General features: G+C 70.0%; 6 protein-coding genes. 4 read left to right on the top strand and 2 right to left on the bottom strand.

From position 1 onward, the window contains the following. Positions 1–61 precede the first annotated feature (61 nt). The 3 genes from IU459_RS30000 to IU459_RS29990 all read left to right on the top strand — a co-directional run bounded on the left by IU459_RS30000 (position 62) and on the right by IU459_RS29990 (position 15584). Positions 62–13723 (top strand): non-ribosomal peptide synthetase, encoded by a 13662-nt coding sequence (locus tag IU459_RS30000; protein WP_195132957.1) that lies wholly within the window; start codon positions 62–64, stop codon positions 13721–13723. Beyond that, complete coding sequence (locus IU459_RS29995; protein WP_195132956.1) at positions 13720–14712, top strand: ATP-binding cassette domain-containing protein; 993 nt, start codon at positions 13720–13722, stop codon at positions 14710–14712. Before IU459_RS30000 ends, IU459_RS29995 begins: the two co-directional genes overlap by 4 nt. Before the next feature lie 89 nt (positions 14713–14801). After that, positions 14802–15584 (top strand): ABC transporter permease, encoded by a 783-nt coding sequence (locus IU459_RS29990; RefSeq protein WP_195132992.1) that lies wholly within the window; start codon positions 14802–14804, stop codon positions 15582–15584. A gap of 77 nt (positions 15585–15661) precedes the next feature. Here IU459_RS29990 and IU459_RS29985 read toward each other — a convergent pair whose 3' ends face one another. Then, entirely contained in the window at positions 15662–15997 is a 336-nt protein-coding gene (locus IU459_RS29985) for an RNA polymerase-binding protein RbpA (RefSeq protein ID WP_040779429.1), read from the bottom strand. 237 nt (positions 15998–16234) lie between these two features. On the opposite strand from IU459_RS29985, the gene IU459_RS29980 reads away from it, so the two are divergent. Continuing rightward, complete coding sequence (locus IU459_RS29980; RefSeq protein ID WP_195132955.1) at positions 16235–16561, top strand: hypothetical protein; 327 nt, start codon at positions 16235–16237, stop codon at positions 16559–16561. Here IU459_RS29980 and IU459_RS29975 read toward each other — a convergent pair. Beyond that, a complete protein-coding gene (locus IU459_RS29975) occupies positions 16533–17483 on the bottom strand; it encodes a hypothetical protein (protein WP_195132954.1) in 951 nt (316 codons plus the stop codon). The two genes, IU459_RS29980 and IU459_RS29975, sit on opposite strands and share 29 nt — an antisense overlap. Positions 17484–17765: the final 282 nt, after the last annotated feature.

The raw sequence follows: 17765 nt of genomic DNA, 5'->3' as shown, positions 1-17765 counted from the left end.
CGTGCGCTTGCTGTGATGGTGCTCGGGGAGTTGCGTCAATAGCGGCAGAACGGAGTGATTGATGAGTTCATTGGCCACGGATCGCGTCGACCAATGTTCATCCGGCGAATTTTCGGCACAACCGTTTGCTCTGTCACCCGCACAGACGGCTCTCTGGTACGCGCAGCGCATCCGCCCCGACGTACCGCTGACGATCTCGCAGTACGTCGAGATCCACGGTGATCTGGACGAGGGGCGGCTGCTGTACTCGATCGAGCGGTTCGGCGCCGAGACCCAGGTCGGCCAGGTTCGCTTGGCGGAGATCGACGGCACTCCCTACCAGCTCGTCGATCCGGTCCACCGGCCCGGCTGGGCCCGCATCGACCTGCGCTCCGAGCCCGATCCGCACGCGGCCGCGCTGCGCTGGATGCACGACCACACGAACTCGCCGATCGATCTGGAGCGCGACCCGCTGACCTCCAACGCGGTGCTGCGGATCGGGGAGTCCGACTACATCTGGTATTCCTGCGCCCACCACATCACCATCGATGGCTACGGCGCGATGAACGCGCTCACCCGCACGGCGGAGATCTACACGGCACTGGAGAACCAGACCGAGCCGATTGCCTCGCGTGCGAACCCACTGGCCGATATCTACGCCGACGAGGCGCGCTACCACAGCTCCAGCCGCTTCCACAACGATCGCGAGTACTGGCTCGAGCAGCTGTCCGGGGCCGGCGAGCCGGTGACCCTGGGCGGCGCCCGGCTCACCGCCGCCACCCACGACGCGGGCCGCAGACTCGCCACCGCCATGCTCGACGACGAGCGCCACGCCGCGCTCGAAGCGGCCACCGCCGCGAACGACACGACCGACGCCGCGATGTTCGTCGCGGCGCTGGCCGCTTATGTGCGATCGGTGACCGGAAACCGGGATGTGGTCTTGAGCCTGCCCGTCTCAGCGCGCACCACGGTGTCGTTGCGCCGCTCGGCGGGCGTGGTGTCCAACGTCGTGCCTATCCGGTTGCGGATGGACGACTCCACCACGGTCGCCGACCTGGTGAAAGCGGCCGAACTGCAGATCACCGGCGCCCTGCGCCATCAGCGCTACCGGCATGAGGACATCCGGCGCGACAGCGGCTACTCCCGCGACGCGCGCGGATTCTTCGGACCCATGGTCAACCTCATGCTGTTCCACAACGAGCTGCGGTTCGGCGACCTGGTCGGCTCGATCCACGTGCTGGCCACCGGGCCGGTCGAGGATCTGTCGGTCAACGTCTACAACGGCGCAGGCGATCGCCTCCGCATCGACTTCGAAGCCAATCCCCGGCTCTACAGTGACGCCGAGGTCGGCGTGCATCACGCGCGCTACCTGGACTTTCTCGGCCGGTTCTTGGAGGCGGATCCGCAGACGCCCGCCGAGTCGCTCGTCGCGATCACCGACGGCGAGCGAGAACAGGTCCTGCGGGCATGGAACGCCACCGAGACGCCCCGGCAGGACGGCACGCTCGCGAGCCTGTTCGCCGAGCGTGCCGCGGCCGACCCGGACACGATCGCGCTCGAGTTCGGCGACGAGGCGCTGACCTACGCCGAACTGGACGCGCGCGCCAATCGCCTGGCCCGGCTACTCATCGCCCGGGGCGCCGGTCCGGACACCACGGTCGCGCTGTGCCTGCGTCGCAGCGCCGACCTGGTCGTCGGCATGTACGCGATCGTCAAGGCGGGCGCGGCGTACCTGCCGCTGGACCCGGAGCATCCCGCCGAGCGGATCGGGCAGATCCTGCGGCACGCCGAACCGCTGTGCGTGCTCACCGCGGCGCGCGACGAGCTCGACCTGCCGAAGGTCGCGCCGAGGGTGGACATCGACACCGTGCGGGTATCCGGTTTCGACGACGCGCCGATCACCGACGCCGACCGCCGCGGCGAACTGCGCCCCGATCACCTCGCGTACGTGATCTTCACCTCCGGCTCGACCGGAAAACCCAAGGGCGTCGGCGTCACGCACGCCGCGATCGTCAACCGGCTGCGCTGGATGCAGCACGAGTACCCGCTCGACCGCACCGACGCCGTCTTACAGAAGACACCCGCGACCTTCGATGTCTCGGTGTGGGAGTTCTTCTGGCCCTTGCAGATCGGCGCACGCCTGGTGGTCGCCGCACCCGACGGCCACCGTGACCCGGCCTACCTCGCCCGCGTCATCGCGGAAAAGGGCATCACGACAGCGCATTTCGTGCCGTCGATGCTGTCGGTGTTCGTCACCGAGGCCGACCTGAGCGGCTGCACCGGCCTGCGCCAGGTGTTCTGCAGCGGCGAGGCCTTACCCGCCGCCGCCGTCCGGGAGTTCTACGCGGCATTACCCACCTGCGAGCTGCACAACCTGTACGGTCCCACCGAAGCCGCCGTGGACGTCACCTACTGGCCTTGCGCACCGGACGCGAGCAGCGTACCGATCGGCTCGCCGGTGTGGAACACCCAGACCTACGTGCTGGATTCGCGGCTGCAACCGGTCCCGCCCGGCGCGGTCGGCGAGCTGTACCTCGCCGGTGTTCAATTGGCCCGCGGTTACCTGCGGCAACCGCGGCTGACCGCGGACCGGTTCGTGGCCAGCCCGTTCACGCCCGGCGCGCGGATGTATCGCACCGGTGACCTGGCGCGCTGGCAGGTCGGCCGCTCCGGCGACGAGCCAGGCGTGCTGGAATACCTGGGGCGCAGCGACTTCCAGGTCAAGATCCGCGGTTTGCGCATCGAACTCGGGGAGATCGAGGCCGCGCTGCTGGACGACCCGGGAGTGGCCAGGGCGGTCTGCGTGGCACATACCGGGCGCACCGGTGACGAGCTGGTCGCCTACGTCGTCGCGGCCAAACAGGCCGACGGCGACGTCCGCTTGGACACCGCCGCGCTGCTGACCGGCTTGCGGCGCACGCTGCCGGGGTACATGGTGCCCTCCGCGCTGATGCAGCTCGACGAGCTTCCGCTGAACGCCAACGGCAAGATCGATCGCAAAGCGTTGCCCGCGCCTGCGGTCGGCACCCGCCCGATGCGGCCGGTGGCCGAGCCGCGCACCGAGGTGGAGCGGGTGCTGGCCGGCATCTTCGCGGAGGTCTTGGAGACCGAGATCGGCGTCGAGGACAGCTTTTTCGAGATGGGCGGCAACTCGCTCATCGCCGCGCGTGCGGTGGCGAGGATCAACGCCGCGCTCGGCACCGCGCTGACCATTCGCGATCTGTTCGAGGCCGCGACCATCGCGGCGCTCACCCAGCGTTTCGCCATGGAGACCTCCGACGCGTCGTCGCCGCGGTTGACGCCCGCCGAGCGGCCGGACCGCATCCCGCTGTCCCAGGCACAGCAGCGTTTGTGGATTCTCAACCGGTTCTCCGAGCACGCCGCCGCCTACAACATGCCGCTGGCCGTCGAGATCGACGGTCCGCTGGATGTGGCGGCGCTGCGCGCGGGTCTGGTCGACGTCATCGAGCGGCACGAGAGCCTGCGCACCACCTTCCCGGAGTCACCGGAGGGGCCCTACCAGCTGATTCATCCGGCCGACGCGATTCCGCTGATGCTCGACCCGATCGAGGCCACCGGCGCCGACGTGGCCGCGCTGGCCACCGAATACGCCGGTTACGGTTTCGACCTGCGCAGCCAGGCACCGATCCGGGTCGCGCTGTACCGCACCGGACCCCAGCAACATGTGTTCCTCATCGTGCTGCATCACATCTGCGGCGACGGGTGGTCCATCGCGCCACTGGCCCGGGACTTGATGACCGCGGTGTCCGCGCGTGCCAACGGCGTCGCGCCGCAGTGGACGGATCTGCCGGTGCAGTACGCCGACTTCGCGCTCTGGCAGCGTGAACTGCTCGGCGAGGAGTCCGATCCGGCTAGTGCGCTCAGTCGTCAGCTGACGCATTGGCGCTCGGAGCTGGCCGGGTTGCCCGACCAGCTCGACCTACCGCTGGACCGGCCGCGCCCACTGCACAGATCCACCGTCGGCGGCCGGGTCGAGTTCACCATTCCGGCCGAGATCCGACGCGCCGCAGTGGAATTGGCGGCCAGTCGCGGCGTGAGCATGTTCATGGTGCTGCACGCGGCCCTGGCCACGTTGCTGTCCAGGCTGTGCGCGAGCGGCGACATCGCGATCGGCACGCCCATCGCGGGGCGTTCGGACCCGGCGCTGGACGATCTGGTCGGCATGTTCGTCAACACGCTGGTGCTGCGCACCGAGGTCGACCCGGCCGCGGGCTTCGACCGGATGCTCGACGTGGTGCGCGAGACCGACCTCAACGCCTTCGCCAACGCCGACGTGCCGTTCGAGCGGCTGGTCGAGGTGGTCAACCCGGAGCGCTCGCCGTCCCGCCATCCGCTGTTCCAGGTGATGCTGTCCTACGATCACGCGCCGGATCTGCGCATCGACCTGCCCGGTGTGCGCGCGAAGGTGCTGCCGATCGCGACGGACGTCGCGAAGTTCGACTTGCAACTGGTCGTGCACGACGACACCGGCGATGGGCCGCTTTCAGCCGAATTCGGCTATGCCACTGACATTTTCGATCAGAACACGGTGCGGTCGTTCGCCCGCCGGTTCGTCGCCGTGCTGAGCGGGGGTGTGGCCGCGCCCGAGCTTCCGGTGGGCGACGTGCCCATCCTGGACCGCAAGGAAACCGAGAACCTGGTGCCCCTCGGGGGCGCACCGGCCGAGTCCCCGATCACCCTGGCCACGTTGCTCACCGGCACCGCCATGCGGGTGCCGGACGCGGTGGCGGTGCGCTACCTGGGCGCCGACACCACCTACCGGGAACTCGACGAGCGGTCGAACACCCTGGCCCGCGCCCTCATCGAACACGGCGCCGGTCCCGAGATGGTCGTCGCGATCGCACTGCCCCGCGGCCTGGACGCGATCACCGCGGTGTGGGCTGTCGCCAAAACCGGTGCGGCCTACGTGCCGATCGACCCGAGCTACCCCGGCGAGCGGATCGCGCACATGATCGGTGACTCCGGTGTCATGGTGGGGCTGACCGACTCCGCGAGCCTGGCCGCCATGCCCGTCAGGCCGCAGGCGCAGGGCAGGCACCGCAAGTCCCAGGTCGACTGGCTGGTGCTCGGCTCCGACGAGCTGGCGGCCGAACTCGCCTGCTATCCGGCCGATCCGATCACCGACGCAGAACGGCACCACCCGATGCGGGTGAGCCAACCGGCCTACCTCATCTACACCTCCGGTTCCACCGGCACACCCAAGGCGGTCGTCGTCACGCACGGGGGTATCGCCTCGCTCGCCGCCGAGCAGACCTACCTGTTCGGCATCTCGGATTCGGCGCGGACGCTGCACTTCTCCTCGCCCAGCTTCGACGCGTCGGTACTGGAGATGTTGCTCGGCTTCGCCGCGGGCGCCACCATGGTGATCGCCCCCGCGGGCATGTACGGCGGCGCCGAACTGGGCAGGCTGCTGCGCGAGGAGCGGGTGACGCACGCGTTCGTGACGCCCGCCGCGCTGGCCACCGTGCCGGACGAGGGACTCGGCGACCTCGAGGTGGTCATCGTCGGCGGTGACGCCTGCTCCGAGGAACTGGTCGAGACCTGGACCACCGGGCGTCGCATGCACAACATGTACGGCCCGTCCGAGGCCACCGTCGCCGCGACCGCGTCCGGGCCGATGGTGCCGGGCCGCCCGGTGCCGCTCGGCATGCCGGTGCGCGGCATGCGGCTGTTCGTGCTGGACGACCGTCTGCACCCGGTGCCGCCGGGCACGCCGGGCGAACTGTACGTATCCGGCCCCGGCGTGGCCCGCGGCTACCTCGGCCGCTTCGGTCTGACCGCGCAACGGTTCGTGGCCAACCCGCACGGCAGGCGCGGCGAGCGCATGTACCGCACCGGCGATCTGGTGGTCTTGGAGCGGTCGGGGCAGCTCCGCTTCCTCGGACGCGCCGACGACCAGATCAAGATCCGTGGTTTCCGCATCGAACTGCGCGAGGTCGACCACGCGCTGCGCCTGCATCCCGGCGTCCGCTTCGCGCTGACCGTCGTGCACACCGACGAGCACGGCCAGGTGCGGCTCGCCTCCTACGTGACCGCCGACCGGCCGGTCGAGCCGAGGGCAGTTCTGGACACCGCGCGCCAGCTGTTGCCCGGCTACATGGTGCCCGCGTCGATCGCCGTGCTGGACGAGGTTCCGCTCACTCCGGCGGGCAAGCTGGACCGGAAGGCGTTGCCGCAGCCGGTGTTCGCGGCTTCGGGCACCTCCCGTGCGCCGAGCACCGAGCTGGAGTTGCAGGTCGCGGGCGTGTTCGGCGATATCCTCGGCCGCCCGGTCACCGGCGCCGAGGACAGTTTCTTCGATCTCGGCGGCAACTCACTGCTGGCCACCAGGCTGGCCGCCGCGATCCACGCGAAGTTCGCCGTGGAGCTGCCGGTGCGGTCGATCTTCGAGATGCCCACCGTCGCCGGGGTCGCCGAGCAGCTGGCCGCGGCGCCCCGGACGCAGCGGCCGGCGCTGGCGGTGCAGACGCCGCGTCCAGGACGTATCCCATTGTCGCTGCCGCAGCAGCGGCTGTGGTTCCTCAACCGATATGCGCCCGAATCGAGCGCGTACAACATCGCTTTCGTGATCCGCATCGCCGGTGAGCTGGACGTGCCTGCCTTGCGGGCCGCGATCGCCGACCTGGTGCGGCGGCACGAAGTGCTGCGGACCGTCTTCCCGGAAGACGCCGAAGGCGCCCAGCAGGTGGTGCTGCCGGTCGAGCGAGCGGTGCCGGACGTGATGGCGACCGACATCGACGATTCCGGGGCAAGGGCCGCGCTGGAAGCCTTGGCGCACACCGGTTTCGACCTCACCAGGCAGACGCCGGTGCGTCTGTCGCTGCTGCGCACCTCGCCCGAGCGCTATCTGCTCGGCATCGTGCTGCACCACATCGCCGCCGACGGTTGGTCGCTCGGTCCGCTGACCAAGGATCTGGCGGCCGCGTATGCGGCACGGCACGAGGGCGATTCGCCATCCTGGGCTCCGCTTCCGGTGCAGTACGCCGACTTCGGGCTCTGGCAGCGCGCCTGCCTCGGTGCGGAGGACGACCCGGCCAGTGTGGCGAGCACCCAATTGGAGTACTGGCGGACCGCGCTGGCGGACATTCCCGACCAACTGCCGCTGCCCTACGACCGGCCACGGCCCATGGAGCCGACCCAGCGGGCCGGCACCGTGCGTTTCACGGTGCCGGAGCCGGTGCAGCGCAGGCTTTCCGAGATCGCCCGCGATCAGGGCGTGAGCAAGTTCATGGTGCTGCGTTCGGCCTTCGCGGTGCTGCTGCGTTGCGTCACCGGCGGCCGCGACATCGTGATCGGCACCCCGGTGGCGGGCCGGACCGACACCAAGCTCGACGAGCTGGTCGGCATGTTCGTGAACACGCTGGTGCTGCGCTCGGACGTGGATCCCGACCGTGGCTTCGCCGACTTGCTGCGCGCCGACCGCGACACCGAGCTGGCCGCGATGGCGCACGCCGACATCCCGTTCGAGCGCATCGTCGAGGAACTCGGCCGCGAGTCCCGGGCGTCGGGCCGGCACCCCTTGTTCCAGGTGGCGCTGAGCGTGCAGGACGGCCCCGTGCCGACGCTGGAGCTGCCCGGCCTCGCACTGCGCGCGGAGCCCTTGGACATTGCGCTGGCGAAATTCGACCTGGAGCTGCGCGTGGCGAACATCGGCTTCGACACCGGAGCCCACCTCGGTGATCCGGGCTTCGAATTCGTCTATGCTGCTGAGCTTTTCGACGAGGCGACGATCGAGACGCTGGCCGACCGGTTCCTGCGGGTGCTCACCGCCGTCACCGCCGACCCGCACGTGCCGGTGCGCGCCATCGACGCGCGCACCGAACACGAGCGCCGCACGCTCGCCCCCGCGAAGGGCGGGCCGTCAGCCCCGCCGTGCACGCTGGGCGACTTCTTCACCGCCGCCGCGCGCAGGTATCCGGACCACCCGTTCCTGCGCTCGGGTGCCACGTCCTTGACATACGCCGAAGTGGAGCAGCGCTCGAATCGTTTGGCGCGCGCGTTGATCGCGCGCGGGCTCGGGACGGAGGACCGCGTCGGGCTCGGCCTCACCCGGTCGATCGACTCGGTCGTCGCGATGCTCGCCGTGGCCAAGTCCGGCGCCGCGTTCGTGCCGGTCGACCCGAAGTACCCGGCCGATCGGGTTCGGCACATGCTCAGCGACTCCGGCTGCGCGGTCGGCATCACGGCCGGCGAGCACGCCGAGCGTCTGCGGGCGAGTTCCGCGGCGGGCGTGGACACCGAGTGGTTGCTGCTGGACAACGCCGAATTCGTCGATGAATTGCGTAGCTACGATGGAACGCCGATCGGCGACATGGAGCGCGTGCGCGCTACCCACGTGTCCGACATCGCCTACTTGATCTACACCTCCGGATCGACCGGAGTCCCCAAGGGAGTCGCGGTCACCCACGCCGGCCTGTCCAACTTCGCCGACGAGGTCCGCGACCGCACAGGCGTCGATGAGCACTCGAACACGCTGCACTTCTCCACGCCGAGCTTCGACGCGGCGGTATTCGACCTGGTGCTGGCGGTGGGCGCCGGTGCGGCCATGGTGATCTGCCCGCCGGACATCTACGGCGGCGACGAGCTGGCCGCACTGCTGGAACGCGAGCGGATCACCCACACCTTCATGACCACCGCCGCCCTGGCCACCATCGATCACGGGCGCTGGTCGCTGCCGCATCTGCGTGCACTGATGATCGGCGGCGAGGCGTTGCCGCCGGAGCTGGTTACCAGGTGGGCGCCGGACCGCAACTTGTACAACGTGTACGGGCCCACCGAGACCACGATCGTCGTGAGCGCGACCAGCCCGATGGTGATCGGCGAGCCGATCACCATCGGCACGCTGGTGCGGGGTGCCACAGCGCTGGTGCTCGACGAGCGGTTGCGTCCGGTGCCGGTCGGCGTACCGGGCGAGCTGTACCTCGGCGGCCTGGGCGTGGCACGCGGATACTTGGACCGATTCGGGCTCACCGCCGCGCGTTTCGTGGCCGACCCGTACGGCCCGGCCGGAACCAGGATGTACCGAACCGGTGACGTCGTGCGCTGGAACGCGGCCGGCGAGCTGGTCTACCTGGGCCGCAGCGATCACCAGGTGAAGATGCGCGGGTTCCGCATCGAACTCGGCGAGATCAACGTCGCACTCTTCGACCACCCGGCGGTCCGGTTCGCGCACACCGAAGTACGCCGCATCGCCGGTGCCGACCGGATCGTCGCGTACATCCAGCCCGCCGACCGGAAAGCCGGCGTCGACGTCGCGGCCGTGCGTGCAGCTCTCGGGCGGCGCCTGCCCGCGCACATGGTGCCCGCGAGCATCACCGTGCTGGACACCATCCCGCTGACGCCGGTCGGCAAGCTGGACACCAAGGCGCTGCCGGAACCGCGGCTCGCCGCCGATACCGCGAGCCGCGAGCCGCGGACCGACAGCGAGCGTCTGGTCGCCCAGGTCATGGGCGAGCTGGTCGGCGTGCCGAGCGTGGGCGCCGAGGACAGCTTCTTCGACATCGGCGGGAACTCGCTGCTGGCAACGCAGCTCGTGGCCCGGCTGGCCGCCGCGACGAACGTGCGGCTCGCCGTGCGCACGGTCTTCGCGACGCCGACGGTCGCCGCTCTCGCCGAACTGCTGGACGCGGGCGCGCACTCCGAGGAGGGACGTCCCCCGCTGGTGCGCCGGAGCCGTCCGGAGCGGATCCCGCTCTCGGCCGCACAGCGGCGGCTGTGGTTCCTCAACCGATTCAACGCAGGCGGCGCCTCGGGCGCGGATCGGTCGGCGGGCGCGTACAACATCCCGCTCGTGCTGCGCATGACCGGCCGCCTGAACGTCGACGCGCTCGCCTCCGCGCTGCACGCGGTGCAGGCCAGGCACGAAACGTTGCGGACAGTGTTCCCTGAGGTCGGCGGCGAACCCGTCCAGGTCGTCCTCGACCCGGACGAGGCGGCGATCTCGCTGGACCGCGCGACGGCGCCGCCGGACCAGGTCGAGGCCGCCGTACGCCGTTTCGCCGCACCAGGGTTCGACCTCGCCACCACAGTCCCGATCCGTGCGGCGCTGCTCTCGGTACCGACCGGCGTCGCCGCCGTATCCGACGAGCACGTCCTGGTGCTGGTCGTGCACCACATCGCGATGGACGGCTGGTCGCTCGAACCGATGGCCGCCGACGTCGCCGTCGCCTACCGCGCGGCCTGCGCGGGCGTCGCGCCCGACTGGGCCGAGCCCGAGGTCCAATACGCCGATTACACCCTGTGGCAACAGGACCTGCTCGGCACCGAGGACGACCCGGACTCGCTGGTGAGCAGACAGCTCGACTACTGGCGGCGCACTCTGGACGGCATCCCCGAGTTGCTGACCGTCCCGGCCGACCGCCCGCGCCCGCCCACGCCGTCCTATCGGGGTGGCACCGTGGAGTGCACGGTGGACCCGGTCACCCACCGCGAATTGCAGGCGATCGCGGGCAGCAACAATGTCAGCCTGTTCATGGTGCTGCACGCCGCGCTCGCGGTCCTGCTGCACCGGATGACCGCCACCGACGACATAGCGATCGGCTCGCCGATCGCGGGCCGCGGTCACCCCGCGCTGGACCGGATGGTCGGCATGTTCGTCAACACGCTGGTGCTGCGCACGCGGATCGATCCGAGCGCCCGGTTCACCGATCTGCTGCACACCGTGCGCGAAGCCGACCTGGACGCCTTCGCCCACGGGGACCTGCCGTTCGAGCGTCTCGTGGAGGTGCTCAACCCGGCCAGATCTCAGGCGCACCACCCGATGTTCCAGGTGATGTTGTCGGTCCGCAACGAGCCGGTCGGCGGGGTCGACCTGCCGCGGCTGCGGATCGAGGCGGCCGACTTGGACACCGGAGTCGCCAAGTTCGACCTCCAATTCACGCTGACCGAAGCGCAGACCGCACACCGCGATCCGGCCGGTATCAGCGTCGCGGTGAACTACGCGACGGATCTGTTCGACGAGTCGACCGCACAGCGCCTCGGCAAGCGACTGACCCGGCTGCTCGCGGCCGTCGCCGCCAACCCGACCACCGCCGTCGGCGATCTGGAACTGCTCGATCCCGCCGAATGGTCGGGACTGGCTCCGGTGCGCGGTGCGAAGCCGGACCGGCCGGTCACCCTCCCCGAGGTGTTCGAGCAGGCGGCCGACATCGACCGCGCCGCGGTCGCGCTGGTCTCCGACGGCACCGAGGTGACCTATGGTGCGCTGGACCGCTGGACAAACCGGCTGGCGCGAGTCCTCATCCGACGCGGTGTAGGCCCCGAAACTCTGGTGGCGCTGGGTATTCCGCGGTCGATCGAGTCGGTGGCGACGGTGCTCGCGGTCGCCAAGACCGGCGCGGCGTTCGTGCCGGTCGACCCGCTGTACCCACACCAGCGCATCGCGCACATGCTGTCGGATTCCGGTGCTGCGCTCGGCATCACGCTGTCGGGCTACCGCGACGAGCTGCCGGAGGACACGGAGTGGATCGTGCTGGACGACCCGCATTTCCGCGGGCTCGTGCTCGATGCGCCGGATGCGCCGATCGCCGACGCCGAACGCCCCGCGCCGCTGCGGATCGACAACCCCGCGTACGTGGTCTACACCTCGGGCTCGACCGGTACACCGAAGGGCGTCGTGGTCACGCACGGCGGGTTGTCCAACTTCGCCGCCGAGACCGCGCAGCGGTTCGATGTCGAGCCGGGGTGCCGCGTGCTGCACTTCGCCACACCGAGCTTCGACGCCGCGATGCTCGATCTGCTGCTGGCCCTCGGCGGCGCGGCGACCCTGGTGATCACGCCCCCGGGCGTGGTCGGCGGCGACGACCTGCGGCGGGTGCTCATCCAGGAGCGGATCACGCACGCGTTCATCACCACCTCGGCCCTCGGCACGGTCGACCCCACCGGGATCACCGAGTTCCAGCACGTGCTGGTCGGCGGTGAGGCGTTGCCGCCGGACCTGGTGTCCAGGTGGGCGCCCGGCCGCAACCTGTACAACGTGTACGGGCCGACCGAGACCACCATCGTCACGGTGATCTCGCAGCCGATGGAGCCGGGCGGGCCGATCACCATCGGCGGCCCCATCCGTGGCGTCAACGCGACCATCCTCGATGCGCGCCTGCATCCCGCACCGGTCCGGGTCACCGGTGAATTGCACCTCGCGGGAGACGCGCTTGCGCGCGGCTACCTGAACCGGCCCGGCCTTACCGCGCAGCGGTTCGTCGCGAATCCGTTCGGGAAGCCAGGGGAGCGGATGTACCGGACCGGTGACCTGGTGCGGTGGTGGACCGGATCGAGGAACAATGGGCCTGCCGCGGAGTCGGCGCAGGAGATCGAGTACGTCGGCCGCACCGATCACCAGGTGAAGATCCGCGGCTTCCGTATCGAGCTCGGCGAGATCGACGCCGCGCTCGCGCGCCACGGCGCGGTGGCGTTCTCCACCACCATCGGGCACCGCACCCCGGCGGGCGCGACGGCACTGGTGTCGTATGTGAAGCCGCGGGACGGCGTCACGCTCACCGCGTCCGAGCTGACCGAGCATGTGGCCGGCCAGGTGCCGAACTACATGGTCCCGCAGGCGATCATGCTGCTCGACGAGGTGCCGCTGAGCCCGGTGGGCAAACTGGACCGCGCCAAGCTGCCCGAGCCGGTCTTCACCGCGACCAAGGGCTACCGGGCGCCGTCCACTCCGACGGAGACGGCGCTGTGCGCGGCCTTCGCCGAGGTGCTCGGCACGGGGTCGGTCGGCGCGGACGACGGGTTCTTCGAACTCGGCGGCAACTCGCTGCTGGCCACGAAAGTGGTTGCCCACCTTCGGGAAAGGGGCATCGACCTGCCGGTGCAGCTGATGTTCGGCGATGCCACCCCCGCGGCCATAGCCGCACGCCTCGACCGCGCGGGCGCGACCGCGGGCGCGGCGGTCGCTTCGGTGCTGGAGCCGGTGCTGCCGATCCGGCCGCGCACGGCGCCGGACCAGGCGCCACTGTTCTGCGTCCACCCGGCGATCGGGTTGGCCTGGTGCTACTCGGGGCTGCTCGCGCACCTGACGCCGGACCGTCCGGTGTACGGGTTGCAGGCTCCGCATGTCGCGGGGCAGGAAGGCTACCGGTCGATCGCCGACGCGGCGAGCCACTACGTGGACGCGATCAAGACGATCCAGCCCGAGGGCCCCTACCACCTGCTCGGCTGGTCTCTGGGCGGCCTGATCGCGCACGAGATGGCGGTGCAACTGCAGGAGGCCGGTGACGAGGTCGCGTTGCTGTCGATGATGGACAGCTACCGGCTGTCGGAAGAGTTGATCGAGCACGCGACCCCGAGTATCGCCGAGATCGTCGGTGAGCTCGGCAGCGATGAACTCGGCGCCGAGATCGATCCGGGGATGAGCCTGCGCGACGCGGCCGAGCTGCTGCGCGCCCGGTCCGGACCGTTCGCGGCGCTGACCGTCGAGCATCTGGAGCGGCTCTACACCGGCTACCACGACGGTGCGGTGCAAGCCAGCGGATTCCAGCCCGGCGTGTTCGACGGCGACGTGGTGTTCTTCACCGCGGGCGACGACGAGATCAACCGGTCCCACCCGGATCGGCGGGCCGGCGCATGGCAGCCGTACGTCACCGGGGTCATCCACGATCACGAGCTGCGCTGCGAGCACTCCGCGATGACCACCCCGGAAGCGCTGTCGGTGATCGGGCCGGTGTTGCGGACGTGGCTGGACGCGACGAAGCCGAGCGCCGGCGAGGTGACGTCGTGAGTTTCGCGGTGGAAGTCACCGGCCTGGTGAAGAACTATGGCCGGATCCGGGTGCTGGACGAGGTCGACCTGCAGATCCCGGCCGGCACGGTGATGGGCCTGCTCGGACCGAACGGCGCGGGCAAGACGACGACCGTGCGGATCGTCACCACGTTGCTGAAGCCGTGCGCCGGATCGGTGCGGGTGGCGGGTATCGATGTGCTGCGCGATCCAGCCGCGGCACGCAAACGGATCGGTTTGTCCGGCCAGTACGCCGCCGTCGACGCCAACCTCTCCGGCTATGAGAACTTGCGCATGGTCGCGCGGCTGTACGGGATGTCGCCGCGACAGGCATCCGCTCGGGCGGACGAGCTGCTCAGCGCGCTGGGCCTCGAGTACGCCGCGCACCGCAGGGCGGGCACCTACTCCGGCGGCATGGCCCGTCGCCTCGACCTCGCCGGCGCGCTGGTCGCCCGGCCGGCCGTGGTGGTGCTGGACGAGCCGACCACCGGTCTGGACCCGCGCGGCAGGCTGGACATGTGGAGCGTCATCGGCGATCTGGTCGACGACGGCACCACGGTGCTGCTCACGACGCAATATCTGGAAGAGGCCGATCTGCTGGCCGACCGCATCACCGTCATCGACCACGGGCGGGTCATCGCACGCGGCTCGGCGGACGAGCTGAAGACTTCCATCGGCGGCGACCGGCTCACCGTGACGTTGGCCGCGGGCCAGGAGGCCGAGCCCGCCCTCGCGGTGCTGGCGCAGATCGGCGTCGGCGAACCCGGTCACGAAGCCGGGACCGACGAGGTGTCGGTGGTGGTCGGCGACGGCTCGCGCACCATGGTGGAAGCGCTGCGCCGGCTCGACGACGCCGGCGTCTGCGTGGTCGACGCGAACGTGCACCGCCCGAGCCTCGACGACGTCTTCCTTTCCATCACCGGCAAACCGGTCGGCGCGCCCGTCGCGGACCCGGAGACCGACGACGTACAAGAGGAGATCATGTCGTGAGTACCGCAGTGGTCGGGGAGGCATCCCCGAAGGCGGAGCCGGAGACGGAAAAGGCAGGGCGGCACCGGGATTCGGGTCCACGGCTGCGGTTGTTCCGGGACAGCGCGATCGTTGCGCACCGCAATCTGCTGACCATCCTGCGCGTGCCGACGCTGCTGGTGACCGCCACGATCCAGCCGCTGATGTTCGTGTTCCTGTTCGCCTACATCTTCGGCGCCTCGCTCGGCGGCGGCCAGTACCGGGAGTTCCTGCTCGCCGGCATCTTCACCCAGACCGTCGCGTTCAACGCCGCGTTCACCACCGTCGGTCTGGCCGGGGACCTGCAGAAGGGCATCATCGACCGGATGCGAGCGCTGCCGATGTCGCGGCTGGCCGTGCTCATGGGCCGCACGCTGTCGGACCTGGTGGTCAACATCCTCAGCCTCGCCGTGATGGTCGGGTGCGGATACGTCGTCGGCTGGCGCATCCACGGCGGCGTCGCCGACGCCGTGCTGGCGTTCGCGGTGATCTTGTTGTTCGCGTTCGCGATGTCCTGGGTCGGCGCGCTGACGGGCCTGCTGTCGCCGACCGTCGAGGTGGCTCAGAGCGCCGGGCTGATCTGGCTGTTCCCGCTGACGTTCATCTCTTCGGCGTTCATCTCCGCCGAGACCCTTCCCGGTCCGCTGCGCACGATCGCGGAATGGAATCCGATCACCGCGGTGTCGGCGTCTGGGCGCAAGTTGTTCGACAACGGCGCTCCGCCGACCTTCGTCCCACCCACCGGTTGGGCGGCGGATCACTGCGTCGAGTACGCGGTGATCTGCTCGGTGGCGATCCTCGTGGTGGCCGTGCCGCTGGCGCTGCTGCGCTACCGCAAGGTGGCGAGCCGCTGACCGCGGCACCGTGACCCCGACAGCGAACGGCCGCCGCATCGACGATGCGGCGGCCATTCTCGTCCCGATGGACTTCGTCAGGCGCGGCGGCGCGTCTTGAGCAGTTCGAGGCGCTCCTTGAGCAATTCCTCCAACTCCTCCTTGCTGCGCCGTTCCAGCAGCATGTCCCAATGGGTGCGCGGCGGCTTGACCTTCTTGGTCTCCTGGCTGGTGCCCTCGATCAGCACGCCTTCCTGACCGTTGCGGCACAGCCAGGTCGGCGGGATCTCGGCGTCGTCGGCGAACGGTACGTCGAATTCCTCGCCGTTGTCGGTCCGGTACCGGGCGATCCGGCGCGGAGCCAGGTCGTGGTCGCGATCGGTCTCGTAGCTCACCGCTCCGAGCCGACTGCCTCGGAGTACGCGATCTGCCATGGTGTGCCTCTCCCTGTGTGCTCGAGTCTTGGTGCGCTGCGACCGGGGCCGCACGAGCGGGGCGCTCGTTGGACCTACTGTGCAACGATCGGGCCTGCGCCGATAGTTCCCGACGCGGCCGCGGTGAACCGTTCCATTGTAGTGCCACCGGCGCGCTGAGCCCGCCATGCCCGCCGGGGGCCGGTTCCGGGGGTCGCTGAGCGGATCGCCTGCCGCGAGCTATTAGTGTTCTGCCTCATGTCGCGCAGCCGCTTGCTGTCCTGTTTGTGGTGCGGACGGGAAATCGTGGAATCGGAAGCCGGACGTCGCCGCCGGTACTGCCGTCAGTCCTGTCGCCAACGCGCCTACGAACATCGCAACAGCTTGAAGGGAACCGGGATTCCCGACGATTCGGTGGTGCTCAGTGCCCAGGAGGCCGCCGACCTGGCCGACCGCTGGTTCGCCGCCCGCTGCGCCGCCGAGGACGTCGCCACGGCCATCGCCGAGGGGGCGACGGCCGAGGAGCTGGCGGCGCTCGGCAAGACCGTGGTCGAGCTCACCCGCGACGCGGAACGCCTGCGCTGACCGATTCGGCGGCCGGTGCCCCGGCGCGGTGACGCCGGTATACCGCGCCGAGCAGCGCCGCGACCGTCGCGGCGAGTCCGGCGGCCGCGGCCACCGTGACGCTGTCCGGGTTGACCAGTGGCTGAGCGCGCATCGCCTGCCAGAAGACGAGGGCGAGCAGGCCGGAGTAACCCGCCGCCAGCACGCCGACGATGGCGGCGCGGGCGCGTTCGGAGCGCAGCCAGCGATAGCGCGGAGCCAGCCAGGCCAGCGTGAACGAGACGGCCAACAGCACCTGGATGCCGTGCAGGCCGACGAAGTGCGGTACGCGCAGATCGCCGCCGACGGTGCTCCAGTGGGTGATCGGCATGCCCGCGAGGCCGTCCCGGGCATGCTCGGCGCGGGTGGGGTCGTCCAGCACCGTATGCCCGGCGATCAGTTCGACCACCCGGCCATCGGCGTCGCGTACGAACTGCTTGCCGGTGTATCCCATGACGTAACCCAGTGCCATACCGGCCACGGCGAGGCCGAGCCCGGCGTGGATGGCACGTGCCGTCGGACGGTCCGCGACGCGCTGCCAGGACAAGATCAGCACGATCAGCAGATTCGCGAAGAACAACCCCGGCACGCCGGACATGAAGATGGTCTGCCCGATCCGGTTCACCGGGTCGGGGTCGGCGTTGTTGAAGTGACTGAATGTGCCTCGGCCGGCCTGCACGGCGATGAAACCGACGTCGAGAAGGCCGGTCACGGCGAATACCGTTCCGAGCCACCACGTGGCACGGCTTCCCCTGTGCGGCAACGACAGCAGCCACGCCAGTGTGAGGCTGTAGAGGGCAAAGGCGACGCCGAACTTGAACGGCTTGAGCCATACCGACTCGCCGAGCAGGACGCGGTCGTCGGCGAGTATGCCCCCGAGCGAGACCGCCGCGAGCGCTGCCATGACCGCCGCGGTAACCAAAAGCGGCCGGTGCAGTCGGGATACGGCGCGCGGCGGGTCCGGCGTGCGGCTGCGGAGTGGCTCGGTCGCCGGCTTCGGTTCTCCTGCGGTGGCGAAATGTATCGGGGCCATGGATAGAACGTAGGAATCATGGATCCCTGCGGGCGTCCCGCCAGAGCGCTATTCGTTCCTCGTACTCCGGTATCGAGGGTTGCGGTTTCAGCTACGCGGGAGGTGTCCTGTGCCGAACGAAGACGCCGACGGGCCGCGAACGCGGCGTTGCGT

Origin of the sequence: Nocardia amamiensis (genome assembly GCF_015477605.1) — a bacterium.
Taxonomy (GTDB): domain Bacteria; phylum Actinomycetota; class Actinomycetes; order Mycobacteriales; family Mycobacteriaceae; genus Nocardia; species Nocardia amamiensis_A.
Note: the sequence above shows the minus strand (reverse complement) of the source record. Positions and strands in the feature narration are given on the sequence as shown.

Bases quoted from the DNA above. Each gene is read 5' to 3' on its own strand.
- IU459_RS30000 (WP_195132957.1), top strand. From the start codon at position 62: ATGAGTTCATTGGCCACGGATCGCGTCGACCAATGTTCATCCGGCGAA.
- IU459_RS29985 (WP_040779429.1), bottom strand. From the start codon at position 15,997: ATGGCAGATCGCGTACTCCGAGGCAGTCGGCTCGGAGCGGTGAGCTAC.
- IU459_RS29980 (WP_195132955.1), top strand. From the start codon at position 16,235: ATGTCGCGCAGCCGCTTGCTGTCCTGTTTGTGGTGCGGACGGGAAATC.
- IU459_RS29975 (WP_195132954.1), bottom strand. From the start codon at position 17,483: ATGGCAGCGCTCGCGGCGGTCTCGCTCGGGGGCATACTCGCCGACGAC.